Here is a 24643-nt window from a genome sequence, read left to right on the forward strand (position 1 = left end):
GTGCGGCGCGCGGGCTTTTCGGACGCAGTCGGCGGTCAGGCTGCCAGGCGGCTTTCGATCTTGGCCTTGGTGGCCGGCAGGTCTTCGGGCAGGCCCTGGGACAATTGGCCGAACAGCTCGTCGTGCAGCGCCAGTTCGTCGCGCCAGGCGGCCGCGTCGACCGACATGACCTGGTCGAACTTGTCCGGCGTGAACTCCAGGCCCGTCCAGTCGATGTCCTGATAGCTGGGCGAAATGCCGAACACCTGGTCGACACCCTTGGACTGGCCGTCGATACGGCCCAGCATCCAGCGCAGCACGCGCATGTTCTCGCCGAAACCGGGCCAGACGAACTTGCCGTCCGGGCCCTTGCGGAACCAGTTGACGCAGTAGATGCGCGGCAAGGTGGCGCCGGCGGCTTCCATCTGCTTGCCCAGCTTCAGCCAGTGGTTGAAGTAGTCGCTCATGTTGTAGCCGCAGAACGGCAGCATGGCGAAGGGGTCGCGGCGCACCACGCCCTGCTGCCCGACGGCGGCGGCGGTGGTTTCCGACCCCATGGTCGCGGCCATGTAGACGCCTTCGACCCAGTTGCGCGCCTCGGTCACCAGCGGCACCGTGGTGGAGCGGCGGCCGCCGAAGATGAAGGCGTCGATGACCACGCCTTCGGGGTTTTCCCATTCAGGGTCGATGGACGGGCATTGCGCGGCCGGCGCGGTGAAGCGCGCGTTCGGGTGCGCGGCCTTGCGGCCGGTTTCGCGCGCGAGGGCGGGCGTCCAATCCTGGCCCTGCCAGTCGATCAGGTGGGCGGGCGGCGTGTCGGTCATGCCTTCCCACCAGACGTCGCCGTCATCGGTCAGCGCCACGTTGGTGAAGATGACGTTGGCCTTCAGGGTGGCCATGGCGTTGAAGTTGGTCTGCTCGCTGGTGCCCGGGGCCACGCCGAAATAGCCGGCTTCCGGGTTGATGGCGTGCAGGCGGCCGTCGGCGCCCGGCTTGATCCAGGCGATGTCGTCGCCGATGGTGGTGACTTTCCAGCCGTCCATGCCTTGCGGCGGGATCAGCATCGCGAAGTTGGTCTTGCCGCAGGCGGACGGGAATGCGGCCGCCACGTGGTACTTGCGGCCCTTGGGCGACGTCACGCCCAGGATCAGCATGTGCTCGGCCAGCCAGCCCTGGTCGCGCCCCATGGTGGAGGCGATACGCAGCGCAAAGCACTTCTTGCCCAGCAGCGCGTTGCCGCCGTAGCCCGAGCCATAGCTCCAGATCTCGCGGCTTTTGGGGAAATGCACGATGTACTTGGTGGGGTTGCACGGCCAGGCCACGTCGGCTTCGCCGGCGGCCAGCGGCTTGCCCACGGAGTGCACGCAGGGCACGAAGTCGCCGTCGGTGCCCAGCACGTCGTAGACCTGCTTGCCCATGCGCGTCATGATGCGCATGTTCACGGCCACGTAGGGGCTGTCGGAGAGTTCAACGCCGATGTGGGCGATGTCCGAGCCCAGCGGGCCCATCGAGAACGGCACGACATACAGCGTGCGGCCGCGCATGGCGCCGTCGAACAGGCCATTGAGCGTGTCGCGCATCTGGGCCGGGTCGGCCCAGTTGTTGGTGGGGCCGGCATCTTCCGCCCGGTCCGAACAGATGAACGTGCGGTCTTCCACCCGCGCGACGTCGGACGGGTCCGAGCACGCCAGGAAGGAATTGGGCCGCTTGGCGGGGTTCAGCCTGCGCATCGTGCCGGACTCGACCATCTGTTCGCACAGGCGGTCATATTCTTCTTGCGAACCGTCGCACCACACGACGCGGTCCGGCTTGGCCAACGCGACGAAACTGGCTACCCAGTCGATCAGGCCGCGATGCTTGACGTAGGCCGGCACGTTCAACGCCGCAAGGCCCCCATCCAATGGCTTATTCATTGGGGCTATCTCCATACATAGACAAATGGTGATACGGCCCCAATTTCGCTGGGGCCGTATGTAATTTGCGCCATCATACTTGCAGCGCCGGGCAGCCCGTCAACCCATCCACATGGACGAGTTTGTCACGGGTTGAGACGGCTCAAACATAGCGGCCGTCGCGCAACTCCCTGCGGATGATCTTGCCCGTGGCGGTCGTCGGCAAACTGGTTACAAACCGGATCGCGCGCGGGTATTCGTGCGCGGCCAGCCGGGTGCGGACATGCGCCTGCAAAGCCTTGACCAGCGCGTCGTCGCCGTCGAAACCGTCGTTCAGCACCACATAGGCCATCACGATTTCCGTGCGCTGCTCGTCCGGCACGCCCACCACCGCCGCCATGCGCACAGCCGGGTGGCCGATCAGGCAGTCCTCGATGGGCGCCGGGCCGATGCGGTAGCCGGCGCTGGTGATGACGTCGTCGTTGCGGCCTACGAAGCGGATGAACCCTTGCGCGTCACGCATGCCCAGATCGCCGGTCAGCAGGTAGTCGCCCACGAATTTCTCGGCGGTCGCCTCGGGGTTGTTCCAGTAGCCCAGGAACATGACGGGGTCGGGCCGCAATACGCCGATGTTGCCCTCCTGTCCATCGGCCACTTCCACGCCCTGGTCATCCACAATAGCCACCCGGTGCCCGGGCGCCGCGCGGCCGATCGCGCCGATTTCCGGATCGAACAGCGACGAGCACGACGACACCAGCATGTTGCATTCGGTCTGCCCGTAGAACTCGTTGATGGTGACGCCCAGCACGCGGCGGCCCCAGTCGATCAGTTCGGCCCCCAGCGATTCGCCGCCGCTGGCCACCGAGCGCAGGGCCAGGGGACCCGCGGCGTCGGGGTACGCGGCGCCGCGCATCATCTTCAGCGCGGTGGGCGGCAGGAAGGTATGGGTCACGCCGTGGCGCGCCATCAATTCCAGGGCCGACGTGCCGTCGAACTTCTCGAACCGGCGCGCCAGTACCGGCACGCCGTGGTGCCATGACGGCAGCAGCACGTCCAGCAGGCCGCCGATCCAGGCCCAGTCGGCCGGCGTCCACATCAGTTTGGCGTTTTCGGGGAAGAACTCGTGCGACATCTCCACGCCGGGCAGGTGCCCCAGCAGGACCCGGTGCGCATGCAGCGCGCCCTTGGGTTTGCCCGTGGTGCCCGACGTGTAGATGATGACGGCCGGGTCGTCCGCCGCCGTCTGCACCGGAACGTAGTCGTCCGACTCGGCCGCCAGCGCCGGGTGGAACGGCACCGCGTCGCCCTCGCCTTCGCCGTCGATGCAATAGATGACCTTCAGGTCCGGCAGGCTTGCGCGGATTTCGCGCAGCTTGCGGCAGCCCTCGGCGTCGGTCACCAGCGCCGCCGCGCCGCTGTTGGCCAGCCGGTACTGGATGGCGTCCACGCCGAACAGCGTGAACAGCGGCACCGCCACCGCGCCCATCTTGTAGACGGCGATGTGCGTCACCGCGGTCTCGGGCGCCTGCGGCAGGTACACCGCCACGCGGTCGCCGCGCCGCACGCCGTTGCGCGCGAGGCTGTGCGCCAGCTGGTTGGACTGCGCCTTGATGTCGTCGAAGGTGTAGCGCGTCTGCGCGCCGTCGCTCTTTTCGTAGATCAGGGCCACGCGGCCGCTGCCGTCGGCCCATTTGTCGCAAGCGTCGACACCGATGTTGAACGCCGCCGGCACCTGCCATTGGAATTGGGACACAAGCTGCTTATAGGATTCGGCTCGGGACAGCATGGTTTAGTCTCTGATGTTGTTATGGATCATCCAGGGCTTGCTCAACTTGCCTGACCCTGGCTCAATAATAAGCCCCGCCTATCCGCCCTTTCGCCGCCCGCATGGAAAAAACCCCCGTCGTCCCGATCCGCCGCCCGCCGGCCAGCGCCAAGTCCGAACAGCGCATCCGCGACATCCTGCACATGGCCCGGCAGGTCTTCTCCGAAGCCGGCTTCCAGGCGGCCACGACGACCGAGATCGCCCAGCGCCTGGGCGTGTCCGAAGCCACGATCTTCACCTACTTCGGGGGCAAGCGAGAACTGTGCGTGCGGGTGATCAGCGATTGGTACGACGAGATCATCGGCAAGGTGGAAGACAGCCTGCCCCACGTGCAAGGCGCCCGCGCCCAGCTGCACTATCTGGTGCATACGCACCTGCGGCACCTGCTGGCCGAAGGGCCGGGGCTGTGCGCCTTCATCCTGTCCGAAGGCCGCGCCCGCAACGACGATTTCGGCGAGGTCTACGCCGGGCTGCAGCGCCGCTACACCGCGCCGCTGATGCGCATCCTGGCCCAGGGCCAGGCGGACGGCGACATCCGCCGGGACATGCCCTTGCGGCTGTTGCGTTCGTCGGTCTACGGCCCGATGGAGCACGTGTTGTGGGATGCCATCCTGCGCGGCGCGCGGGTGGACGTGGCGGCCACGGCCGACCAGCTGGTCGGCTTCCTGTGGCAAGCCCTGCAGCCGCCCCGCCAGGACGCGCTGGCGCTGGCCCGGTTCCGGGGGGAAGTGCGCGACGCCCTGCATCGCCTTCAGGCGTCCGAATCCGGGGCGTCCGAGAACAAGGACGGCGGCACGTACTGAGGAAAGCCGCTGTAGACGTCGCCGCGCTCGGCAGGCTGCAACGTCCACGAGTGGCGGGCGTTGGGTACGCCGCCATCCACGCGGATGACGCTGCCGTTGATGAAGGCGGCCGCGGGCGACAGCAGGAAAACGACCGCCGCCGCCAGTTCCGCCTCGGTGCCGAACCGCTGCAGCGGCACCTTGGTCTTCAGCTCGCGCAGCACGGCGCGGTACTGATCGTCGTAGCTGTCCATGCCGCTGGACGCGATCCAGCCCGGCGCCACCGCATTGACGCGCACGCCCGCGTGCGCCCATTCGCAGGCCGCGGTTTCGGTCAGGTTCCAGACGCCCGCGCGCGCCGCGCCCGAATGCCCCATGCCGGGCATGCCGCCCCAGATGTCGGCCAGCATATTGACGATGGCCCCGCCGTGCTGGCGCATGTGCTGCGTATAGACCTCGCGCGCCATCAGGAAGGTGCCGTGCAGGTTGTTCTGCACCACCGCGTTCCAGCCGTTGAAACTGATGCGATCCAGCGGCGCTGGAAACTGGCCGCCCGCGCAATTGAACAGGCCGTCGATGGCGCCGTGGCGGGCCAGCACGTCCGTGACCGCGGCGCGCACGCCCGCCTCGTCGCGGATATCGCAGGTATGCAGGCTGATGCGCCCGGCGGCCTCGGGATAGATGCGGGCGATCTCCTGGCCCGCCGCCTCCAGCTTGTCCAGCTTGCGGCCCACGAGCGCCAGGCCAGCGCCCAGCGCCGCCAGTTCATGCGCGGTGCAGCGCCCCAGGCCGCTGCCGCCGCCCGTCACCAGGATGGTCTTGCCGTCGTACAGCCCGGGCCGGAACACCGACGCGTAACGCTGATCGGCGGCGGCGCCGCCCGATTGTGGATTCATGTCTCGCTCCATTATTTTTTTGAGGATAACTCAATATTTATCCGGAATGAATCACGGATTACCAGAAATAGCCCTAGAATCATCGAAAGAAAAGCACCACACTTATTGAGCAAAATTCAATACATCAGGAGACCCGCATGACTTTGCACGCCCCGCTGGACGTCGCCCACGACGGCGCCATCGTCCGTCTGACGCTGAACCGTCCCGACATGCGCAACGCCTTCGACGAGACCCTGATCGCCGCGCTGACCCGCGCCGTCGCCGATGCCGCCCTAGACCCGCGCGTGCGCGTACTGCTGCTGACCGGCGCCGGCAAGGCGTTCTGCGCGGGCGGCGACCTGAACTGGATGCGCAAGATGGCCACCCACACCGACGCCGACAACCGCGCCGACGCCACCCGGCTGGCCCGCATGCTGCACACGATCTGGGCCTGCCCCAAACCCGTGGTGGCCTGCGTGAACGGCGACGCCTATGCCGGCGGCATGGGGCTGCTGTCGGCCTGCGACATCGCCATCGCCGCGGACGGCGCGCACTTCTGCCTGTCGGAAACCCGCTTGGGGCTGCTGCCGGCCACCATCAGCCCCTATGTGATCCGTGCCATGGGCGAGCGCGCCGCCAACCGCTATTTCCTGACCGCCGAACGCTTCGACGCAGCCACCGCGCTGCGCTTGGGATTGCTGCACGACGTGGTGCCGGCCGAGCGCCTGCATGACGAGGCTGACGCCATCTGCCACACGCTGTGCGCCAACGGCCCCGACGCCGTCCAGGCCAGCAAGCGGCTGGTGCGGGACTTCGCCGGCCAACCCATCGACGCCGCGCTGATCGCCGACACCGTCGAGCGCATCGCGGCCTGCCGCAGCACCAGCGAAGCCCGCGAAGGCGTGGCCGCCTTCCTGGAAAAGCGCGAGCCGTCGTGGCGGCAGGTTCCTTAAAGGCGCAGGCCACGGCCGCATGACGCTAGACGCCCCCTGAACGATGCGCCCAGGCGCCCGAGCCCGCCATGACATAATCCGTGGCGCATCTTCAGGAATCTTCATGCCGCACGCAACACCCCCCGCCTCGCCTTCCCATCCCTTGCCTCCCTTGCCCTTCCCTCCATTGAACGCCGAGCGCCTCTGGGCGCGCGTCGACGCGCTGTCGCGCTTCACGCTGCCCGACGTGCCCTGGACGCGCCGCGCCTTCTCGCCGCTGTTCGACGAGGCCCGCGCCTGGCTGCGCGGCGAGTTCGAAGCCGCCGGCCTGGCCACCCGCCTGGACGCCGGCGGCAACCTGATCGGCACCCGCGCCGGCCGCGACCCCGCCCGCAAGCCGATTGCCACCGGTTCGCATTGCGACACCGTCATGGCCGGCGGCCGCTTCGACGGCATCATCGGCGTCTTGGCCGGCATCGAAGTCGCGCACACGATGCAAGAGCACGGCATCGAATTGGCGCACCCGTTCGAAGTCATCGACTTCCTGTCCGAAGAGCCCAGCGACTACGGCATCTCGTGCGTGGGCAGCCGCGCGCTCTCTGGCCAGCTGACGGCCGACATGCTGGCCGCCCGCAACCCCGGCGGCGAGACGCTGGCCCAAGGCATCGCCCGCATCGGCGGCGACCCGGCGGCGCTGCACGCGCCGCTGCGCGGCCCGGACGGCACCGCCGCGTTCGTCGAACTGCATATCGAACAAGGCCCCGTGCTGGAAAGCCGCGGCCTGCCGATCGGCGTGGTCACCAACATCGTGGGCATCCGCCGCGTGCTGATCGTGGTGGAAGGCCAGCCCGACCACGCGGGCACCACGCCGATGGACATCCGCCGCGACGCGCTGGTGGGCGCCGCGCGCATCATCGACGCGGCCAGCCGCCAGGCCAGCGCCGCCAGCGGCAATCCGCATTACGTGGTGGCCACCGTGGGCCGGCTGGCCATGACGCCCAACGCCGCCAACGCCGTGCCCGGCCGGGTGGAACTGACGCTGGAAATGCGCAGCGACAGCAATGCCGTGCTGGACACGTTCCCGGAAACGCTGATGGCGGGCGTGGCCGAAGACCTGAAGGCGCTGCGCCTGACGGCGGGTTTCACGCCGCTCAGCCGCGCGCAGCCCACCGACTGTTCGCCGCTGGTGATGGACGCGGTCAAGGCTGCGGCCGACCAGTTGGGCTACGCCTCGATGCGCCTGCCCAGCGGCGCGGGCCACGACGCCGTGTACATGGCGCCCACCGGCCCCATCGGCATGATCTTCATCCCGTGCCTGAACGGGCGCAGCCACTGCCCGGAAGAATGGATCGAACCCGCGCAACTGCTGGACGGCACCCGGGTCCTGTACCAGTCGGTGCTGGAACTGGACCGGGTCTTGTGCAACGGGCTGCGCGGCGGCTAAGCCCGCACACCCATTCGGCGCCCGCGGGTATCCCCGGCCGGCGGGCGCGGCGCTGCCATAATGGACGCCTTGCGCCCGGTTCGTCTGGCGCCCACGACACGCTTCCCCGCCGCCCATGGAACAGATTGAACTCAATGACAGCACCGCCGACCGCTTCCTGCTGGATGCGCCCGGCCTGACGCTGCTGGTCTTCCACAGCCGCACTTGCGGCACCTGCCGCATTGCGCGCGAACAGTTGCCGGCGCTGGAATTGCCCGTCGAGCGCGTGTGCTGGGTGGACGCGGGCGACAACCGCGGCCTGGTCGAGCGCTACGAGGTCTTTCACCTGCCCGCCATGTTCGTCACGCGCGACGGCGCGTTCTTCGGCCCGGTGCAATCCACGCTGGCCGAATGGGACCTGCGCCAACAAATCGGCCTGGCGCTGGACAGCTACCCCGCCGAACTGCCGTGAGCGCGCCCGCCGCCAAGGCCCAGCGCATGCCGCTGGACGCGCTGGCGACCAGCGGCATGCTGGCCCTGTGCGTGTGCTGGGGCTTCCAGCAGATCGCCATCAAGCTGGTGGCCGGCGACATCGCGCCCATCATGCAGATCGGCCTGCGCTCGGCATTCGCCGCGCTGGTGCTGGCAGTGGTGGTGTGGCGGGCCGACGGCCTGCGCGCCTTCCGCGACGGCACCGCCCTGCCCGGCCTCGTCGTCGGCCTGCTGTTCGCCGGCGAATTCCTGTTCGTGGCGCAGGGCCTGCTCTACACGACGGCCTCGCACATGTCGGTGTTCCTGTACACCGCCCCCATCTTCGCCGCGCTGGGCCTGCACTGGCTGCTGCCCGAAGAGCGCATGCAGCCGCTGCAATGGCTGGGCGTCGCGATTGCGTTCGGCGGCATCGCGGTGGCGTTCCTGGGCAAGCCGGCGCACCCCGCGCAGGCCGGCGCCGCCAACATGCTGCTGGGCGACGCCATGGGCCTTGCGGCAGGCCTGCTCTGGGGCGCCACCACGGTCGCCATCCGCAAGACCTCGCTGTCCGAAGCCGCGCCCGCCAAGACGCTGTTCTATCAGATGGCCGTAGCGGCCGCCGGGCTGCTGGCCTATGCCGCCGCCACGGGCCAGGACGTCATCCGCCCCACGCAGGCGGCCGTCCTCAGCGTCGCGTTCCAATCGGTAGTGGTGGCACTGTCCAGTTACCTGGCCTGGTTCTGGCTGTTGCGCCGCTACCTGGCCTCGCGCCTGTCGATCCTGTCGTTCATGACGCCGCTGTTCGGGGTGAGCTTCGGCGTGCTGATCCTGAATGAACCGCTGGACCCCGCTTTCGCCATCGGCGCGGTGCTGGTGCTGGCCGGCATCACGCTGGTCAGCGGCGCGGAGATGATCCGGAACCTGCTGCGCAAACGGCGCGGCTGACGCGCAAACGGCAAAACGCGCGGCTCCCCGTATCCGGTCAGCCGCGCGCCTTGCCCAGGTTCAGCACGATCAGCGCCGCGCCCGCCAGCACGAAGGCGAATCCCCACCAGTCCGCCGCGCCGGGCCGGTCGCCCACCAGCGCCATCGCCCCCAGCACGCCGACGACCGGCACCATCAGGGTCGTCAGCGCCGCGACCGTGGCGCTGACCTTTTCGCTCAGCACGAACCACAGCCAATACGCCACCGCCGTGCCCAGGATGATGTGGAACGCCAGCGCGCCGGCCACCCGCGCATTCCAGCCCTGCGTGGGAAACGATTCGCCCGCGATCAGCATGCCCGTCAACGCGCACGCCGCGCCCACCACCAGTTGCCAGGCCGTCACCACGATCCGGTTGCCGGCCACGGGCCAGCGCTTCAGGTAGACCGTGCCGGCGGCCCAGCCGAAGGCCGCGATCAACGGAAAGGCCAGGCCCTTCGTCGCGGCGATGTCGTGGTCGGCGAAGACGGCGCGCAGCACCGGCCAGGCCAGGATGGACACGCCCAGCGCGCCCAGCGCCAGCGCCACCGCGCGGCGCCGGTCGGGGCGTTCGCCCAGCACGGCCCAGGCCAGCACCGCCGACATCATCGGCATCGTGAAGGTCAGTACGGCGGCGCGCGACGTGCTGGTGCTGAGCTGCGCCCACGCCACCGCCAGGTTGAACACCGCCACGGCCAGCAGGCCGCCCACGATGATGCCCGGCCACGACGCGCGCGGCGGCAACAGGTCCACCCGCTTGGCGCGCGCCAGCAGCAGCAACAGCAGCGCGCCGCTGCCCAGGCCGATGACCCGCAGCGTGAACGGCGGGAAGATCGACAGGATGATCTTCACCGCCGGCCAGTTCAGCCCCCAGAACAGCGCAAGCGCGACCGGAATCAGGCGCACGCGGCCTTTTCCCGGGCGATCAGCTCGGCCAGGCCTTTGCGCTGATTGCCCTCGGCGTCGAAGTTCGCCGGGTCCAGCCAGTGTTCGTAGGCGGCGCGCAGGGCCGGCCATTCGCCGTCGATGATCGAGAACCAGGCCGTGTCGCGGCTGCGGCCCTTGTAGAGGGTCGCCTGGCGGAAGACGCCCTCGTACTGGAATCCCAGCCGCGCGGCGGCCTGGCGCGACGGCGCGTTCAGGCTGTCGCACTTCCATTCATAGCGGCGGTAGCCCAGTTCGTCGAAGGCGCGGCGCATCAGCAGGAACTGCGCCTCGGTCGCGATGCGCGTGCGCTTGAGCTGGCGCGAGAACGACACGAAGCCCACTTCGATCACGCCGTTGGTCGGATCAATGCGCATCAGCGCCAACGTACCGATGGCGCGGCCCGTTTCCAGGTCGATGATGGCGTGGTGCAACGGGTCATTGCCTGCCTGCGCGGCCTGGGCGAACGCCCGATAGGCGGCCTCGTCGGCAAACGGGCCGACGCCCATGTACGTCCAGTCGCTATCGTCCGGCGCCTGGCTGAAGGCCTGGTACAGGTCCGCGGCGTGGCGCTCGGCGGACAGGGGTTCCAGCCGGCAGTAGCGGCCGATGGCGGGCGTCAGCGGCGGACGCGCGCGCGGGGCCCAGCCGGGAACGTCGGGGCCGATCGGTTGTTGGAAAGCGTTGACGCGGGGTTGCATGCGGCGGGGCCTCATCCTGGTTAGCGCGCGTCGCCGGGCAGTGGCGGACGCAACACGCATGACCTCACGATATCGGAATCGTGGCATCATAAAAAGCACCACGATCCTTGAATTTAATAGGGCCATGACCCGGCCATGAACCCCCATCCCTCTCTGGGCGATCCCGCGGACGCCGCCCTGCTGTCCAGCCCGCTGGTGCGCGGCCCCGGCGCGCTGCCCCGCCAGCGCCAGCTGATCCAGCGGCTGAAGCAGGCGATCCTGGCCGGCCAATTGCCCGCCGGCGGCAAACTGCCGTCCTCGCGCACGCTGTCCGAAGACCTGGACATCTCGCGCAACACGGTGCTGATCGCCTATGAACAGTTGACGGCCGAAGGCTACGTCATCGCCGACCGGCAAGGCACGCGCGTGGCCTCCCTGTCGGCGGCGGCCTGCAACGCGGCCAAGCAGGCCGCGCCGGCGCCGGCCGAATCCTCGTTCACCGCCAAGCGCTTGTCGCGCATCGTGTCCACGCGATACCTGCACGACGGCTCGCTGCCCATGACGCCGGGCACGCCGGCGCTGACGCAGTTCCCGGTGAGCGCCTGGCGCCGCGCGCAGGACCGCGCGCTGCAGGCGGCCCCGGCCACCACGCTGGGCTACGGCCATCCCGTGGGCGAACCCGCGCTGCGCGAAGCCATCGCCCAGTACCTGCGCGTATCGCGCGGCGTGCGCTGCGACGCCTCGCGCATCGTCATCACTGAAGGCGCGCAGGGCGCGCTGGCCCTGTGCGTGCAACTGCTGACCAACCCCGGCGACACCGCATGGCTGGAAGACCCCGGCTACCGCGGCGCCAAATCCGCCTTCCATGCGGGCGACCTGGACGTCGTGGCGATGCGCGTGGACGCCGACGGCATGGTCATCCCCGAAGACGCGTGGCGCGCGCGCCCGCCCCGGCTGATCCAGACCACGCCGTCGCATCAGTACCCGACGGGCGCCGTGCTGTCGGTGGCGCGCCGGCTGGATCTGCTGGAACGCGCGCGCCGCACGGGCGCCTGGATCATCGAAGATGATTACGACAGCGAATTCCGCCACCAGGGCGAGCCCATCGCGGCGATGCAAGGCCTGCTGCCCGACGCGCCCGTGCTGTACGTGGGCACCTTCAGCAAGACCATGTTCCCCGCCCTGCGCCTGGGCTTCCTGGTGCTGCCCGAAGCCATCGCGGCGCAAGCCATGCCGTCCGTCATCGAAATGCTGCGCGGCGGCCACCGGCTGGAACAACTGACCATGGCCGCGTTCATCGACAACGGCCAGTTCTCGCGCCACCTGGGCCGCATGCGGCGGCTGTACCGCGAACGCCAGGCGGCGCTGCGCGACGCGCTGGCCGCGCATCTGGAGATCGATCACGAGGTCCTGGGCGGCCATAGCGGCTTGCATTTGACCGTGCGGCTGCCCCCGGCCTTTCCCGATGTGGCGATCGTGGAGCAGGCGCGCAAGCTGGGGATGAATCCCGGGGCGCTATCGTCGTTCGCGATCACCCCCCGCGCCGAAGACAACGGGCTGGTGATCGGCTATGGCAACACCGGGGCCGAACGGTTCCCGGCGCTGATCGGCCGGCTACGGGATATCGCATTGAAGGCCAGGCGCTGACGGCCAGGCGTCAGGGCCTGTGCAAAAGCCTGTATCAGCGAGGACCGGCCCTAGTCGACCAGCCCGCCCAGCACCAGCACCGCCAGGACCAGCCAGAAGAGGAATCCCACGATGGCGCGGCGCAGCAAGGCCTTGACCGCCGCCCACAGGAACATCAGCCCCAGCACCAGCAGGACGAAGTTGAAGATCGACGGGCTCATGCCCATGGCGCCGGCCAGCCCGGAATAGAAGTCGCCCAAGGCGCCGCCCAGGCCGCCCAGCAACCACTTGATGCCGGAGACGATGCCGCGCAGCGCTTCGCCGAGCATGCCGCCCAGCGACGCGAAGAAGCCGTTGTCCTGTTCCATCAGCGGCGCGTGTCCATGATCATGCGCACGGCAAGGCCCGCCAGCACCGTGCCCATCAGCCAGCGCTGCACCACCATCCACAGGGGCCGGCCCGCCAGGAAGCCGGCGATCGAGCCCGCCATGATGGCGATGACGGCGTTGACCGACAGGCTGACCGCCACCTGCGTCATGCCCAGCGCCAGCGACTGCGTGAACACGCTGCCGCGGTCGGGCTGGATGAACTGCGGCAGCAATGACACGTACATGACCGCGATCTTGGGATTCAGCAGATTGGTCACCAGGCCCATCGTGAACAGCGTGCGCGGGCTGCTCTTGGGCAATTCGCGCACCTGGAACGGCGAACGGCCGCCCGGCCGGATTGCCTGCCACGCCATGTACAGCAGATACAGCGCGCCACCGATGCGCAACGCGTCGTAGGCGACCGGCACCGTCAGCAGCAAGGCCGTAATGCCGAACGCCGCGCACAGCACGTAGAAGATGAATCCGACCGCCACGCCGCCCAGCGAAATCAGGCCCGCCTGGGGGCCTTGGGAAATGGAGCGGGACACCAGGTAGATCATGTTGGGCCCGGGCGTGAGCACCATGCCCAGCGCAACCAGGGCGAACGTCAGCAAATGAGTCAGGTCAGGCATGAGGAGCCGGCGGGCGCCGGACAAAGTCAGAACGAAGGCGTACACGTTATCGCAAAACTGTACCGGAACAGGCAGCAAACTTGCAACGCGGGTGCCGCGTGGGGGCAGATCTTTGAAGGTCGCAAAGGGTCGGATTGCCGTATCGCGAATACGACAACCGCCCCCGCGTTACATCCCGATCCGGCCGTCCGGGCTTTACGGCAGCATGTGCGCGGCGATACAGTGGGATGGTCAGTCCGACTGCATGGAGCACCTGGACATGCCGCGTCGTCACCCGTCCGTGGTGGAAAGCCCCCCCATCATCCGCGTTGGCATAGGCGGTTGGACCTACGCCCCCTGGCGTGGCCCCTTCTACCCCGAAGGCCTGCCCCACGCGCGGGAACTCGAATACGCCAGCCGCCAGTTGACCGCCATCGAGATCAACGGCACCTACTACAGCACTCAGAAGCCGGCCACGTTCGCCAAGTGGCGCAACGAAACGCCGGACGGCTTCGTGTTTTCGCTGAAAGCGTCGCGCTACGCCACCAACCGCCGCGAACTGGCGGGCGCCGGGGATTCGATCCAGCGCTTCGTGAACAGCGGCATCGCCGAACTGGGTCCCAAGCTGGGGCCCGTGGTCTGGCAGTTCGCTCCCACCAAGACCTTCAACGCGGATGATTTCGGCGCCTTCCTGGCGTTGTTGCCGGACAAGGTGGACGGCCTGCCGCTGCGCCATGTGCTGGATGTGCGGCACCCCAGCTTCGCATGCGAGGAATATCTGGAGCTGGCGCGCCGCCACCGCGCGGCCACCGTCTATACCGACAGCGAGGACTACCCGTCCATCGCCGACCGCACCGCCAATTTCGTCTACGCCCGGCTGATGCGCGCCAGCCCCACGTTCAAGGCGGGCTATGCGCCCAAGGTGCTGGACGCCTGGGCGGACCGGTTGCGCACCTGGGCGCACGGGGCCGACCCGGCCGACCTGCGCTGCATCGGACCCAAGCCGTCCGCCTCCGCGCGGCCGCAGGACGTCTACGCCTTCTTCATCAATGGCGCAAAAGAGCGCGCGCCTGCCGCAGCGCGCGCCATGATCGAACGGCTGTAGCGGGCTGCCCGCAACGCCGCGCCTTCAGCGCCTTATTGCGCGACCGGGGTGCGCAGCGTGACGAACTCTTCGGCCGCCGTGGGGTGGATGCCGATGGTGTCGTCGAACACCTGCTTGGTCGCGCCCGCTTTCAGCGCCACCGCGATGCCTTGCACGATTTCGCCCGCGTCGGGGCCCACCATGTGCACGCCCAGCACGCGGTCCGTCTTGGCATCCACGACCAGCTTCATCAGCGTCTTTTCCGGCGACTCGGTCAGCGTCAGCTTCATGGGCCGGAAACGGCTTTCGAAGAGCTTGACCTCGTGGCCGGCCTCGCGCGCCTCTTCCGTCGTCATGCCCACCGTGCCGATGTTCGGCAAGCTGAACACGGCGGTCGGGATCAGCTTGTAGTCTACCTTGCGGTATTCCTCGGGGCGGAACAGGCGGCGGGCCACGGCCATGCCTTCGGCCAGCGCCACCGGCGTCAGCGGCACGCGCCCGATCACGTCGCCGATCGCCAGGATGGAGGGTTCGGCGGTGCGGTATTCGTCGTCCACCTCGATGAAACCGTCCTGCTTGAACTTGACGCCCGTGTTCTCCAGGCCCAGGTTGTCCAGCATCGGACGGCGGCCCGTGGCGTAGAACACGCAGTCGGTTTCGATGACGGAACCGTCTTTCAGCGTGGCCGCCAGCGTCCCGTCGGCCTGCTTGTCGATGCGGGTGACTTCGGTGTTGAAGCGCAGGTCGATGCCCTTCTTGACGAGCTCGTCGCGCAGGTGTTCGCGCACGCCCTGGTCGAAGCCGCGCAGGAACAGCGGGCCGCGGTAGGCCTGGATGGTCTCGGCGCCCATGCCGTTGAAGATCGAGGCGAATTCCACGGCGATGTAACCGCCGCCCACGACCAGCACGCGGCGCGGCAGCGCGGGCAGGAAGAATGCCTCGTTCGAGGTGATGGCGTGTTCCTTGCCGGGGATGTCCGGCACCTGCGGCCAGCCGCCGGTGGCCACCAGGATATGGGCGACGCTGTGGCGCTGGCCGTTGATTTCGACCGTATGGGGGTCGACGATGCGGGCGTGGCCTTCCAGCAGCGTCACGCCGCTATTGACCAGCAAATTTCGGTAAATGCCGTTAAGACGCTCGATCTCGCGGTTCTTGTTGGCGATCAGGGTGGCCCAGTCGAACGACGGCTTGCCGGCCGTCCAGCCGAAGCCGTGCGCCTGTTCGAAGTCTTCGCTGTAATGGGCGCCGTAGACCAGCAGCTTCTTGGGCACGCAGCCCACGTTCACGCAGGTGCCGCCCAGGTAGCGGCTTTCCGCCACCGCCACGCGCGCGCCGTAGCCCGCCGCGAAACGGGCCGCGCGCACGCCGCCGGAGCCTGCGCCGATCACAAACAGGTCAAAATCGAATGCCATGGTGTTTCCTTCTCGCAGGCCTCGCGGCCACGCGTTCACTGTCCGGGAAAACCGTATTTAACACCACCCGGCGCCGGGGCATTCCCAAAGCGCGGCGATTGGCCTACAGTCACCGGCGTGGCTGCCCGGCAGCCGCCCCACCTCTGATCGGAGCACCAATCCCATGTCGCTTGAAACCTGGCTGGCCTTCCTGGGCGCCTCTGCCCTGCTGGTGATGTTGCCCGGCCCCACGATCCTGACCGTCATCAGCTATTCCATCACGCACGGCAAGCGCGCGCGCCTGCCGCTGGTGCTGGCCGTGGCGCTGGGCGATTCCACCGCGCTCGTGCTGTCCCTGGTGGGTCTTGGCGCCCTGCTGGCGGCGTCCGCGTTCTGGTTCACGGTGGTCAAGACCGTGGGCGGGCTGTATCTGCTGTACCTGGGCTTCAAGCTGCTGCGCGCCGGCGTGGCGCCGGCCACGCTGCCCAAGGCCAGCGCCGCGAGTTCGCGCTGGAAGCTGTTTGCCAACACCTATCTGGTGACGGCGCTGAACCCCAAGGGCATGATTTTCTTCATCGCGTTCCTGCCGCAATTCATCGACCCGGCGGGCGACGTGACGCGCCAGCTGTGGGTGCTGTCGGCAACCTTCGTCGCCTGCGCCGGCATCAACGCCGCCGCGTACGCGGTGTTCGCGGGATCTGCCCGCCGGCTGCTGGCCTCGCCCCGGGCGCAGCGCGGCTTCAACCTGGGCGGCGGCGCCATGCTGTCCGTCGCCGGCATCTGGGCCCTGCTGGCGCGCCGGGTCTAGGGGCCGACGCGCACACTCCCCCTACGGCAAGGCGGCGGACACGGCTTCGGCGTCGATGCCGTAGCGGGCGATGGCCTCCGCTGCCTTCGCCCGTTCGACCAGGCCTTCGTCCGCCAGCGCCTTCAGGGCCGCCAGCGCGATGTGATGGCGGTCCACCCCGAAGAACGAACGCAGCGCCTGCCGCGTATCCGAACGTCCGAACCCGTCCGTCCCCAACGTCGCATAGCGGCGCCCCCCCAAGAACGGGCGGATCTGTTCGGGCACCGTCTTCATGTAGTCGGTGGCCGCCACCACCGGTCCGATACTGTCGGCCAACGCGGTTTCGGCAAAGCCGCGACGCGCGTCCGCCAGCGGATGCAGGCGGTTCCAGCGCTCGGCCTCCTGGCCGTCGCGGCCCAGTTCCGAATAGCTGGTCACGCTCCAGACATCGGCGGCCACGCCGAAATCCTGTTGCAGCAGATCCGCCGCCGCCAACGTTTCGCGCAGGATCGCGCCGCTGCCCAGCAATTGCACGCGCAGCGCGCCCGGCCCCCCTTCGCGCAGGCGATACATGCCCCGCAGGATGCCCGTCTCGGCGCCCGCCGGCATGGCCGGGTGCGCGGTCTTTTCGTTGATCAGGGTCAGGTAGTAGAAGACGTCTTCCTCTTCCTGGTACATGCGGCGCATGCCGTCCTGCACGATCACGGCAATCTCGTAGGCGTAGGCCGGATCATAGGCGCGGCACGACGGGATGACGGAAGCCAGCACGTGGCTGTGGCCGTCGTCGTGCTGCAGGCCTTCGCCTTCCAGCGTGGTCCGGCCCGAGGTCGCGCCCAGCAGGAAGCCGCGCGCGCGGATGTCGCCCGCCGCCCAGGCCAGGTCGCCCACGCGCTGGAAGCCGAACATCGAATAGAAGATGTAGAACGGAATCGTCGCCACGCCATGCGTGCTGTGCGCGGTGGCGGCGGCGATCCACGACGACATCGCGCCCGACTCGTTGATGCCTTCCTGCAGGATCTGGCCCTTGCGGTCTTCGCGGTAGACGCTGAGCTGATCGGCGTCCTGCGGCGTATAGAGTTGCCCCACGTGCGAATAGATGCCGACCTGGCGGAACATGCCGTCCATGCCGAACGTGCGGGACTCGTCGGGCACGATCGGCACGACGCGCTGGCCGACCTCCGGGTCTTTCAGCAATTGCGCCAGCACGCGCACGAACGCCATCGTGGTCGAGAACTCGCGCCCGTCGCTGCCCTTCAGGTGCGCCGCGAACGCGTCCAGCGACGGCGTCGCCAGCGGCCCGGGACCGGCGGGACGGCGCGGCAGATGGCCGCCGGCCCTGGCGATGGCCGCGTCGAAGTACGCCTGCTCGGCGCTGCCCGGCGCGGGCTTGATGTACGGGATCTGCTCCAGTTCGCCGTCGGGCACGGGGATGGCGAAACGGTCGCGGAACGCGCGCACCGCCGGATCGGCCATCTTTTTCTGCTGGTGGTTGGTGTTGGCCGCTTCGCCCGCGGCGCCCATGCCGTAGCCCTTGACGGTCTTGGCCAGGATGACGGTAGGCTGGCCGCGATGCGCCAGCGCCGCGGCGTAGGCGGCATAGACTTTGGCGGGATCGTGGCCGCCACGGTTCAGCGCGCCGATCTCGTCGTCGGAAAGGTGCGCCACGCGTTCGCGCAGCACCGGGTCCGCGCCAAAGAAATGTTCGCGCACGTAGGCGCCTCCGCGTGCCTTGAACACCTGGTATTCGCCGTCCACGCACTGCATCATGCGGCGGCGCAGGCGGCCGTCGTGGTCGTCGGCCAGCAGCGCGTCCCAACCGGCGCCCCAGATCACCTTGATGACGTTCCAGCCGGCGCCGCGGTACACGCTTTCCAGTTCCTGGATGATCTTGGCGTTGCCCCGTACCGGCCCGTCCAGGCGCTGCAGGTTGCAATTGACCACGAAGATCAGGTTGTCCAGCTTTTCGCGGCCGGCCATCGCCACGGCGGCCAGCGTTTCAGGCTGGTCCTGTTCGCCGTCGCCCAGGAATCCCCAGACCTTGCGGCCTTGCGCGGGGATCAGCTCGCGGTCTTCCAGATACCGCATGTAGCGCGCCTGATAGGCCGCCATCAAGGGCCCCAGGCCCATCGACACCGTCGGGAACTGCCAGAAGGACGGCATGGTGCGGGGATGCGGGTACGACGCCAGCCCGCCTCCGCCAATCTCGCGCCGGAAGCGGTCAAGCTCGGCTTCCGAGATGCGGCCTTCCAGATAGGCGCGCGCATAGATGCCCGGCGCCGAATGCCCCTGGATGTACAGCATGTCGCCCAGGAATTCCGGCGTGGCCGCGCGGAAAAAATGGCGGTAGCCCGTCTCGTACAACGTCGTGGCCGACGCATAGGTGGCGATATGGCCGCCCACGCCCGAGGTCTTGCCCGCCCGCAGCACCATCGCCATGGCGTTCCACCGCAGGTAGGCGTCCAGCCGCAGTTCGATGCCCGCGTCGCCCGGAAACCGCGCCTCGGCCGCTGGCGCGATGGAGTTCACGTAGGGCGTGACGCCCGGCGCCGCATAGCGGCCGTTGGCCGCGCGGTCCTGGTTGATCAACTGGTCCAGCAGATAGTGCGTGCGCGGCAGGCCTTCGTGGGCCAGCACGGCCTGCATGGCTTCCAGCCATTCCTGGGTTTCCTGCGGGTCGGCGTCAGTCGGGTCGATCGGGGTGTCCATAGGCGTCCTCCTTCGGGTGCGTGGGCGGCGCCCGGGTCGGGATCGCCGGCGTCGCCATTCCACATCGTGAATTGCAATTGCATCATGTGCAATTGCAATCGTATGAAGGTTTATTAACAATTGCAAGTGCAACTGTCCCGTTCACCCTGGGCGCCGTGGCGCCTTGGCCCGCCGGTAAGGTCAGCGCGGGATCGGACCCGGCGCCTTGATCTGCCGCATCAGGTCGTTGTTCCAAGTGCCTTCCACCTTGATGTGCCCGGCCGCCCCCAATTCGAAGGCTTCGATCAGGTTGTGGTTCAGGTAGGTGTACACGCCGAAGAGCGCCGCGTGCGCATGCACGGGCGTCGTGTTCAGGCCCTGGATGTAGTAGAGCGAGATCGGCGGGTTGATCATGAAGCCGAAAACGCCCGCGCCCAGCATGTTCCAGAACGCAACCGCCACGAAGCACATCAGCGGCCATTTCAGGTCGGCCATCCACAGGGCGCGCGTCTTCAAGCGCCAGTTTTCCCAGGCCTCGTGGCCCAGCACGATCAGCGGCACCACTTCCAGCGCCGAGAAGCTGGCGCCCAGCGCCATCACGGGCGTGGTGGTCCCCGCGAAATACAGGTGGTGGACCGTGCCCGGAATGCCGCCCAGCATGAACAGCGAAGCCGAGGCCAGGCTGACGGTGGTTGCCATGCGGCGCGACACGAGGCCCAGCGTCGAGAAGATGAACGCCAGCGCCGTGGTCGCGAACACTTCGAAGAAGCCCTCGACCCACAGGTGCACGATCCACCAGCGCCAGTACTCCATCACTGTCAGGTGCGTGCGTTCGCCGTAGAAGAACCCCGCGCCGTAGAACAGCCCGATCGCGCCCACGGACGCCGTCAGCAGCGCCAGCAGGTTCTTGTCGCCGCCCGGCTTCTGGAACTTCGACCGTGTAATGCGCCGTGAAGCCGCCCAGCAGCACCTGGAAGCCGAACAGCGCCACCACCAGAAACAGGTACTTGCCCAAGGCGCGCTGCGACGGGGTCAACGCGAACGCGGTCAGCGGGTCGCGCGCGGCCAGGTCCAGCCAGGCCGTCAATTCGCGGTGCAGCCAGTCGGCCGTCCAATCCGGCGCCTGGTACGCGCCATGGCCCCAGACTGAACCCAACTGCATGCCGCCCACGGATTGCCAGGCGGTCTGGCCGTCCAGGATGTCGTCGCGGCCGAACAGGCGCGTGCCGTCGGCCGTGGCGACGGTGCCGGGGATCGGCGGCGCTTGCCGATAGACCTCGCCGCCATAGAAGCCAAGCAGTGCGAACGTGATCGCCACCACGGCGATCAAGGTGAACCATAATTTCCGGTACGGGCCCATGATGGGAATGTCCTCCTGTGTTGCGGTTAGTGGGGTGTGTTCTCCTATGCGAATTCCGTGCCAGGAAAAAAAGGCGCCAAATCAATCGCTTGAAAACCGAACGGTAGTTTTGACCCGGCCCGGAAAGGGTATAAATCACTGCCCGCAGGTTGTTTCTACCCTGACACGCCGGGCCTCGCCTTCTACAATCGCCCGCTGCAACCCTGTCTTTCACTCAAAAGGAACCGACCGCATGGCCACGGGCAAGCCCGACGCGTGGAGCCTCTTCCTGACCGCGCATGCGCTGGTGGTGGAGGAAATCGAAAGGCGGCTGTCAGCCGCCGACTTGCCGCCGCTGGCGTGGTACGACGCGCTGTGGGCGTTGGAGCGCGCGCCCGACGGCACGGCGCGCATGTTTGAAATGGCGGAACGCATGGTGATCGCGCGCTATAACCTCACGCGCCTGATGGACCGCATCGAAGCCGCGGGCCTGGTGGAACGGTTCCGGTCGGACGAAGATCGCCGCGCCACCTATGCCCGGCTGACGCCCAAGGGCCGCGCCCTGCGGCTCCAGATGTGGAAGGTGTACGGGCCCGCCATCGACGAGCTCTTCCTGTCGCAACTACCCGCCGCGCAACAGGCGGCGATGGCCGAGCGTTTCCGCCACATCGCCCGCCACGTGCGCGCCTTGAACAAGGAGCCTTCCGAATGACCGCCACGCCGCAGCACATCGGCATCGTCGCCTGTTCGGCCGAGGGCGCGGCGCTGTGCTATCGCACGCTATGCGCCGAAGGCGCGCAGCGCATGGGGCCGCACGCGCACCCGGAAATCTCGCTGCACACGCATTCGCTGGCGGACTACGTGGCCTGCCTGGACCAGGGCGATCTGCCGGGCGTGGGTGCGCTGATGCGGTCGTCGGCGGACAAGCTGGCCCGCGCGGGGGCGGACTTCCTGATCTGCCCGGACAACACCATCCACCAGGCGTTGGCGCATGTGCTGCCGCAATCGCCGCTGCCCTGGCTGCACATCGGGGAAGAAGTCGCCGCCGAGGCCGCGGCGCGCGGCTACCGGCGCATCGGCATCCTGGGCACGCGCTGGCTGGTCGACAGCGAGGTCTACCCCGACAAGCTGGGCGCAGAAGGGCTGCAGGCCGTGCGCCCCAGCCAGGAAGACCGGACCGCGCTTGCCCGCATCATCATGGACGAACTGGTCTACGGCGTGTTCAAACCCGAATCGGTGGCGCGGCTGGCCCGCATCATCGAAACGCTGCGGGACGCCGGGTGCGACGCCGTGGTGCTGGGTTGCACCGAGCTTCCGCTGGTGCTGAACGACGGCAATTCCATGCTGCCCACGCTGGATTCCACGCGCATCCTGGCGCGCGCCGCCTTGACCCGCGCCCTGGCGCCCCGCCAGGCGGCCTAGATCTGGTCCAGCCCGTACTGCCTCAGGCGGTCCAGGCTAAGCACTTTGATCTGGTTGTACGCCAGCGCAAGGATCCCCAGGTCGGCCAGCGCCTGCAACGCCTGGTTGACCCGCTGGCGCGACAGCCCGGTCAGATAGCCCAGTTCTTCCTGCGAAATCGCCAGCGTCAGATCGGTGGACGGATACAGCTGCGGGTTGAACAGCTGCGCCAGCGACTGCGCCACGCGCGCATCCGCATCCAGCAAACGGTGGTTCTGGATGGACGCGATGAATTCGCCCATCCGGTCATTCAACTGGCCAATGACAAAGTGCGAAAACGGCAGACTGGCAGACAGCAGCGCGTGGAACGTCGCCGCCGGCACCAGCATCACCAGCGACGGCTGGATCGCCACAACATCGTATTTGCGCAGTTCGCGCTTGATGACGCTGCCTTCGCCGAACCAGCCGCCCGGCGGCACGCCCGAGAACGTGCAACTGCGTCCCGACTCGTTGTAGATCGCCAGCTTCAACAGGCCGGCGTGCACGCCCAGCCAGTAGTCCGAGGGCGCATTGCGCCGCGCGATCCACGCGCCGCTGGCCACGTGTTCGGCGCGCGCCGTCGCCAGCACCAGATCCTGGTGCCGGGCGTCCAGCGCGCCGAACCAGGCGCACGCCCCGAAGAGCCGGGACAGTTCCGTGGCGGAAACAATGTTTGAAACGTCGGACATGGGCAGAACCGTGTAAAACTGGAGTTTGCAGGGTCGGCCGGCGGTCTGTCATGCAGGCGACAGACAGTATTTTCCGGCGCGCCCTAAGCTCACGCAAGCGACGGGAATCAAGGTTCCCGAAAATAGACAAGGGGCGCCCGGCGTCCCGCCCGGAGACAACGCATGAGCAGCAGCATGTTCGATCACGCCCTGGCGCGCCGCGACGCCAACTACGAAGCCTTGACCCCCGTGGATTTCATCGCCCGGGCGGCGGAGGTCTACGGCCACCGATTGGCCGTGGTGCACGGCAAGGTGCGCCGCACCTGGGCGCAGACGTATGAACGCGCCCAGCGGCTGGCGAACGCGCTGACTCAGGCGGGCATCCGGCGCGGCGACACCGTCGCGGTGATGCTGCCCAACATCCCGGCCATGGTCGAAGCGCATTTCGGCGTGCCGATGCTGGGCGCCGTGCTCAACACCCTGAACACCCGGCTGGACACGCCCAGCGTGCTGTTCATGCTGGGCCACGGGGAAGCCCGCGCGCTGATCGTCGATACCGAATACGGCGACGTCGCCCAGCGCGCGCGCGCCGAATTCCCGCACCTGAAGATCGTCTCCGTGCACGACCTGGACAGCACGCCCGCCACGCTGCCGGGCGCCACCGACTACGAAGCCTTCCTGGCAGACGCCCCCGCCCGCTACGACTGGAAGCCGCCCGCCGACGAATGGGACGCCATCGCGCTGAACTACACGTCGGGCACCACCGGCGACCCCAAGGGCGTGGTCTACCACTACCGGGGCGCCTACCTGAACGCGGTCAGCAACATCCTGGAATGGGACATGCCCAAGCACGCGGTCTACCTGTGGACCCTGCCGATGTTCCACTGCAACGGCTGGTGCTTCCCGTGGACCGTCGCCGCGCGCGCCGGCGTGAACGTGTGCCTGCGCAAGTTCGATCCCAAAACCGTATTCGACCTGATCCGCAGCGAAGGCGTCACCCACTATTGCGGCGCGCCCATCGTGCAAAGCGCGCTGGCCAATGCGCCGGCCGAAATGCGCGCCGGCATCACGCACACGGTGCGCACCATGGTGGCGGGCGCCGCGCCCGCGCCGGCCGTCATCGCGAAGATGCGCGACATCGGCTTCGAGCTCACCCACGTGTACGGGCTGACGGAAGTCTACGGCCCGGCCGCCGTCTGCGCGCGCCAGGAATCCTGGGACGCGCTGGACGACGAGCACCGCGCGCTGCTGACGGCCCGCCAGGGCGTGCGCTACCACTTGCAGGCAGGCATTTCGGTGCGCGACCCCGACACGATGGAGGAAGTGCCCGCCGACGAGCAGACCGTGGGCGAGATCATGTTCCGCGGCAACATCTGCATGAAGGGCTACCTGAAGAACGAGCGCGCCACCGAAGACGCCTTCGCGGGCGGCTGGTTCCATACTGGAGACCTGGGCGTGATGACCGCCGACGGGTACGTCCGCATCAAAGACCGCAGCAAAGACATCATCATTTCGGGCGGCGAGAACATCTCCAGCATCGAGGTCGAAGACGCGCTGTACCGCCACCCCGCCGTCGCGGCCGTGGCGGTGGTGGCCATGCCCGATCCCAAGTGGGGGGAAACGCCCTGCGCCTTCGTCGAACTCAAGCCCGGCTGCACCGCCACCGCCGACGAGATCATCGCGCACTGCAAGCTGCTGCTGCCGGGCTTCAAGGTGCCCCGCGCCGTGCGCTTCGGCGAACTGCCCAAGACCTCCACCGGCAAGATCCAGAAGTTCGAATTGCGCGCGGCGGTGGGCGCGACCCGCGCCATCGACGTGGCCAGCCCCGATTCCGCTCCTAATTCCGACTCCAGTCCCGACTCCAAACCCGATCAGGCCCGCTGAACGCCGGCCCCGCCCA

The 24643-nt window shown here is 68.1% G+C and carries 21 protein-coding genes and 1 pseudogene; 11 read left to right on the forward strand and 11 right to left on the reverse strand.

Annotation, left to right across the window (positions count from 1 at the left end; all coding sequences use genetic code 11):
• Window positions 1–35: 35 nt before the first annotated feature.
• Window positions 36–1892 (reverse strand): phosphoenolpyruvate carboxykinase (GTP), encoded by a 1857-nt coding sequence (locus A9973_RS12795; protein WP_183014147.1) that lies wholly within the window; start codon window positions 1890–1892, stop codon window positions 36–38.
• 142 nt (window positions 1893–2034) lie between these two features.
• On the reverse strand, window positions 2035–3657 hold the full coding sequence (locus A9973_RS12800; protein ID WP_183014148.1) for an acyl-CoA synthetase: 1623 nt from the start codon (window positions 3655–3657) through the stop codon (window positions 2035–2037).
• Window positions 3658–3758: 101 nt separating this feature from the next.
• Between A9973_RS12800 and A9973_RS12805 the strand changes: the two genes are divergently transcribed.
• Window positions 3759–4499 carry a TetR/AcrR family transcriptional regulator gene (locus A9973_RS12805; RefSeq protein ID WP_183014149.1) on the forward strand — a complete coding sequence of 247 codons (741 nt, stop codon included), beginning with the start codon at window positions 3759–3761 and terminating at the stop codon, window positions 4497–4499.
• Here the strand turns inward: A9973_RS12805 and A9973_RS12810 are convergent.
• Window positions 4448–5374, reverse strand: coding sequence for an SDR family oxidoreductase (locus A9973_RS12810; RefSeq protein WP_183014150.1), 927 nt, complete (start codon window positions 5372–5374; stop codon window positions 4448–4450). The two genes, A9973_RS12805 and A9973_RS12810, sit on opposite strands and share 52 nt — an antisense overlap.
• Before the next feature lie 137 nt (window positions 5375–5511).
• Here A9973_RS12810 and A9973_RS12815 point away from each other — a divergent pair, with 137 nt between their 5' ends.
• The 4 genes from A9973_RS12815 (at window position 5512) to A9973_RS12830 (ending at window position 9124) form a co-directional block, all read left to right on the forward strand.
• Window positions 5512–6306: an enoyl-CoA hydratase/isomerase family protein gene (locus tag A9973_RS12815; protein WP_183014151.1), complete on the forward strand. Its 795-nt coding sequence runs from the start codon at window positions 5512–5514 to the stop codon at window positions 6304–6306.
• A 103-nt stretch (window positions 6307–6409) separates the two neighbouring features.
• On the forward strand, window positions 6410–7729 hold the full coding sequence (locus A9973_RS12820; RefSeq protein WP_183014152.1) for a Zn-dependent hydrolase: 1320 nt from the start codon (window positions 6410–6412) through the stop codon (window positions 7727–7729).
• A 115-nt stretch (window positions 7730–7844) separates the two neighbouring features.
• Complete coding sequence (locus A9973_RS12825) at window positions 7845–8180, forward strand: co-chaperone YbbN (protein WP_006226863.1); 336 nt, start codon at window positions 7845–7847, stop codon at window positions 8178–8180.
• Between the two features lie 26 nt (window positions 8181–8206).
• Complete coding sequence (locus A9973_RS12830) at window positions 8207–9124, forward strand: DMT family transporter (protein WP_183014214.1); 918 nt, start codon at window positions 8207–8209, stop codon at window positions 9122–9124.
• Window positions 9125–9161: 37 nt separating this feature from the next.
• Here A9973_RS12830 and A9973_RS12835 read toward each other — a convergent pair whose 3' ends face one another.
• Window positions 9162–10046 (reverse strand): DMT family transporter, encoded by an 885-nt coding sequence (locus A9973_RS12835; protein ID WP_183014153.1) that lies wholly within the window; start codon window positions 10044–10046, stop codon window positions 9162–9164.
• Window positions 10037–10765, reverse strand: coding sequence for a GNAT family N-acetyltransferase (locus A9973_RS12840; RefSeq protein ID WP_183014154.1), 729 nt, complete (start codon window positions 10763–10765; stop codon window positions 10037–10039). The genes A9973_RS12835 and A9973_RS12840 overlap by 10 nt, the downstream gene beginning before the upstream one ends.
• Window positions 10766–10900: 135 nt before the next feature.
• On the opposite strand from A9973_RS12840, the gene A9973_RS12845 reads away from it, so the two are divergent.
• Entirely contained in the window at window positions 10901–12391 is a 1491-nt protein-coding gene (locus A9973_RS12845) for a PLP-dependent aminotransferase family protein (protein ID WP_183014155.1), read from the forward strand.
• A 50-nt stretch (window positions 12392–12441) separates the two neighbouring features.
• Here the strand turns inward: A9973_RS12845 and A9973_RS12850 are convergent, their stop codons facing one another.
• On the reverse strand, window positions 12442–12738 hold the full coding sequence (locus A9973_RS12850; protein WP_183014156.1) for a hypothetical protein: 297 nt from the start codon (window positions 12736–12738) through the stop codon (window positions 12442–12444).
• Window positions 12738–13370, reverse strand: a complete 633-nt coding sequence (locus tag A9973_RS12855) for a LysE family translocator (RefSeq protein ID WP_183014157.1) — start codon at window positions 13368–13370, stop codon at window positions 12738–12740. Before A9973_RS12855 ends, A9973_RS12850 begins: the two co-directional genes overlap by 1 nt.
• A 259-nt stretch (window positions 13371–13629) precedes the next feature.
• Between A9973_RS12855 and A9973_RS12860 the strand changes: the two genes are divergently transcribed.
• The gene (locus tag A9973_RS12860; protein ID WP_183014158.1) at window positions 13630–14454 is read left to right on the forward strand and encodes a DUF72 domain-containing protein; all 825 of its coding nucleotides are present in this window, start codon (window positions 13630–13632) and stop codon (window positions 14452–14454) included.
• Window positions 14455–14486: 32 nt separating this feature from the next.
• Here the strand turns inward: A9973_RS12860 and gorA are convergent, their stop codons facing one another.
• Window positions 14487–15845, reverse strand: coding sequence for a glutathione-disulfide reductase (gorA, locus tag A9973_RS12865; protein ID WP_183014159.1), 1359 nt, complete (start codon window positions 15843–15845; stop codon window positions 14487–14489).
• A gap of 163 nt (window positions 15846–16008) precedes the next feature.
• Here gorA and A9973_RS12870 point away from each other — a divergent pair, with 163 nt between their 5' ends.
• Window positions 16009–16632 carry a LysE family translocator gene (locus tag A9973_RS12870; protein WP_183014160.1) on the forward strand — a complete coding sequence of 208 codons (624 nt, stop codon included), beginning with the start codon at window positions 16009–16011 and terminating at the stop codon, window positions 16630–16632.
• A gap of 21 nt (window positions 16633–16653) precedes the next feature.
• Here the strand turns inward: A9973_RS12870 and aceE are convergent, their stop codons facing one another.
• Window positions 16654–19317, reverse strand: a complete 2664-nt coding sequence (aceE, locus tag A9973_RS12875; RefSeq protein WP_183014161.1) for a pyruvate dehydrogenase (acetyl-transferring), homodimeric type — start codon at window positions 19315–19317, stop codon at window positions 16654–16656.
• A 297-nt stretch (window positions 19318–19614) separates the two neighbouring features.
• Window positions 19615–20656 (reverse strand): annotated as a pseudogene (locus A9973_RS12880) (cbb3-type cytochrome c oxidase subunit I); the annotation flags it as partial.
• A gap of 232 nt (window positions 20657–20888) precedes the next feature.
• Between A9973_RS12880 and A9973_RS12885 the strand changes: the two are divergent.
• The gene (locus A9973_RS12885; RefSeq protein ID WP_183014162.1) at window positions 20889–21347 is read left to right on the forward strand and encodes a MarR family winged helix-turn-helix transcriptional regulator; all 459 of its coding nucleotides are present in this window, start codon (window positions 20889–20891) and stop codon (window positions 21345–21347) included.
• Complete coding sequence (locus A9973_RS12890) at window positions 21344–22057, forward strand: aspartate/glutamate racemase family protein (RefSeq protein WP_183014163.1); 714 nt, start codon at window positions 21344–21346, stop codon at window positions 22055–22057. Before A9973_RS12885 ends, A9973_RS12890 begins: the two co-directional genes overlap by 4 nt.
• Here A9973_RS12890 and A9973_RS12895 read toward each other — a convergent pair.
• Window positions 22054–22764 (reverse strand): Crp/Fnr family transcriptional regulator, encoded by a 711-nt coding sequence (locus tag A9973_RS12895; protein WP_183014164.1) that lies wholly within the window; start codon window positions 22762–22764, stop codon window positions 22054–22056. The genes A9973_RS12890 and A9973_RS12895 overlap by 4 nt on opposite strands.
• Before the next feature lie 174 nt (window positions 22765–22938).
• Here A9973_RS12895 and A9973_RS12900 point away from each other — a divergent pair, with 174 nt between their 5' ends.
• Entirely contained in the window at window positions 22939–24627 is a 1689-nt protein-coding gene (locus A9973_RS12900; protein WP_183014215.1) for an acyl-CoA synthetase, read from the forward strand.
• The last annotated feature ends 16 nt before the right edge of the window (window positions 24628–24643 follow it).

The organism is Achromobacter sp. UMC46 (genome assembly GCF_014170335.1).
Classification (GTDB): Bacteria; Pseudomonadota; Gammaproteobacteria; order Burkholderiales; family Burkholderiaceae_B; genus Achromobacter.

Coding starts and splice junctions, on each gene's coding strand:
- A9973_RS12825 (WP_006226863.1), top strand. CDS start 7,845: ATGGAACAGATTGAACTCAATGACAGCACCGCCGACCGCTTCCTGCTG.
- A9973_RS12815 (WP_183014151.1), top strand. CDS start 5,512: ATGACTTTGCACGCCCCGCTGGACGTCGCCCACGACGGCGCCATCGTC.
- A9973_RS12810 (WP_183014150.1), bottom strand. CDS start 5,374: ATGAATCCACAATCGGGCGGCGCCGCCGCCGATCAGCGTTACGCGTCG.
- A9973_RS12800 (WP_183014148.1), bottom strand. CDS start 3,657: ATGCTGTCCCGAGCCGAATCCTATAAGCAGCTTGTGTCCCAATTCCAA.
- A9973_RS12895 (WP_183014164.1), bottom strand. CDS start 22,764: ATGTCCGACGTTTCAAACATTGTTTCCGCCACGGAACTGTCCCGGCTC.
- A9973_RS12820 (WP_183014152.1), top strand. CDS start 6,410: ATGCCGCACGCAACACCCCCCGCCTCGCCTTCCCATCCCTTGCCTCCC.
- A9973_RS12805 (WP_183014149.1), top strand. CDS start 3,759: ATGGAAAAAACCCCCGTCGTCCCGATCCGCCGCCCGCCGGCCAGCGCC.
- A9973_RS12845 (WP_183014155.1), top strand. CDS start 10,901: ATGAACCCCCATCCCTCTCTGGGCGATCCCGCGGACGCCGCCCTGCTG.
- A9973_RS12795 (WP_183014147.1), bottom strand. CDS start 1,892: ATGAATAAGCCATTGGATGGGGGCCTTGCGGCGTTGAACGTGCCGGCC.
- A9973_RS12860 (WP_183014158.1), top strand. CDS start 13,630: ATGCCGCGTCGTCACCCGTCCGTGGTGGAAAGCCCCCCCATCATCCGC.
- A9973_RS12885 (WP_183014162.1), top strand. CDS start 20,889: ATGGCCACGGGCAAGCCCGACGCGTGGAGCCTCTTCCTGACCGCGCAT.
- aceE (WP_183014161.1), bottom strand. CDS start 19,317: ATGGACACCCCGATCGACCCGACTGACGCCGACCCGCAGGAAACCCAG.
- A9973_RS12850 (WP_183014156.1), bottom strand. CDS start 12,738: ATGGAACAGGACAACGGCTTCTTCGCGTCGCTGGGCGGCATGCTCGGC.
- A9973_RS12830 (WP_183014214.1), top strand. CDS start 8,207: ATGCCGCTGGACGCGCTGGCGACCAGCGGCATGCTGGCCCTGTGCGTG.
- A9973_RS12890 (WP_183014163.1), top strand. CDS start 21,344: ATGACCGCCACGCCGCAGCACATCGGCATCGTCGCCTGTTCGGCCGAG.
- A9973_RS12855 (WP_183014157.1), bottom strand. CDS start 13,370: ATGCCTGACCTGACTCATTTGCTGACGTTCGCCCTGGTTGCGCTGGGC.
- A9973_RS12840 (WP_183014154.1), bottom strand. CDS start 10,765: ATGCAACCCCGCGTCAACGCTTTCCAACAACCGATCGGCCCCGACGTT.
- gorA (WP_183014159.1), bottom strand. CDS start 15,845: ATGGCATTCGATTTTGACCTGTTTGTGATCGGCGCAGGCTCCGGCGGC.
- A9973_RS12870 (WP_183014160.1), top strand. CDS start 16,009: ATGTCGCTTGAAACCTGGCTGGCCTTCCTGGGCGCCTCTGCCCTGCTG.
- A9973_RS12900 (WP_183014215.1), top strand. CDS start 22,939: ATGTTCGATCACGCCCTGGCGCGCCGCGACGCCAACTACGAAGCCTTG.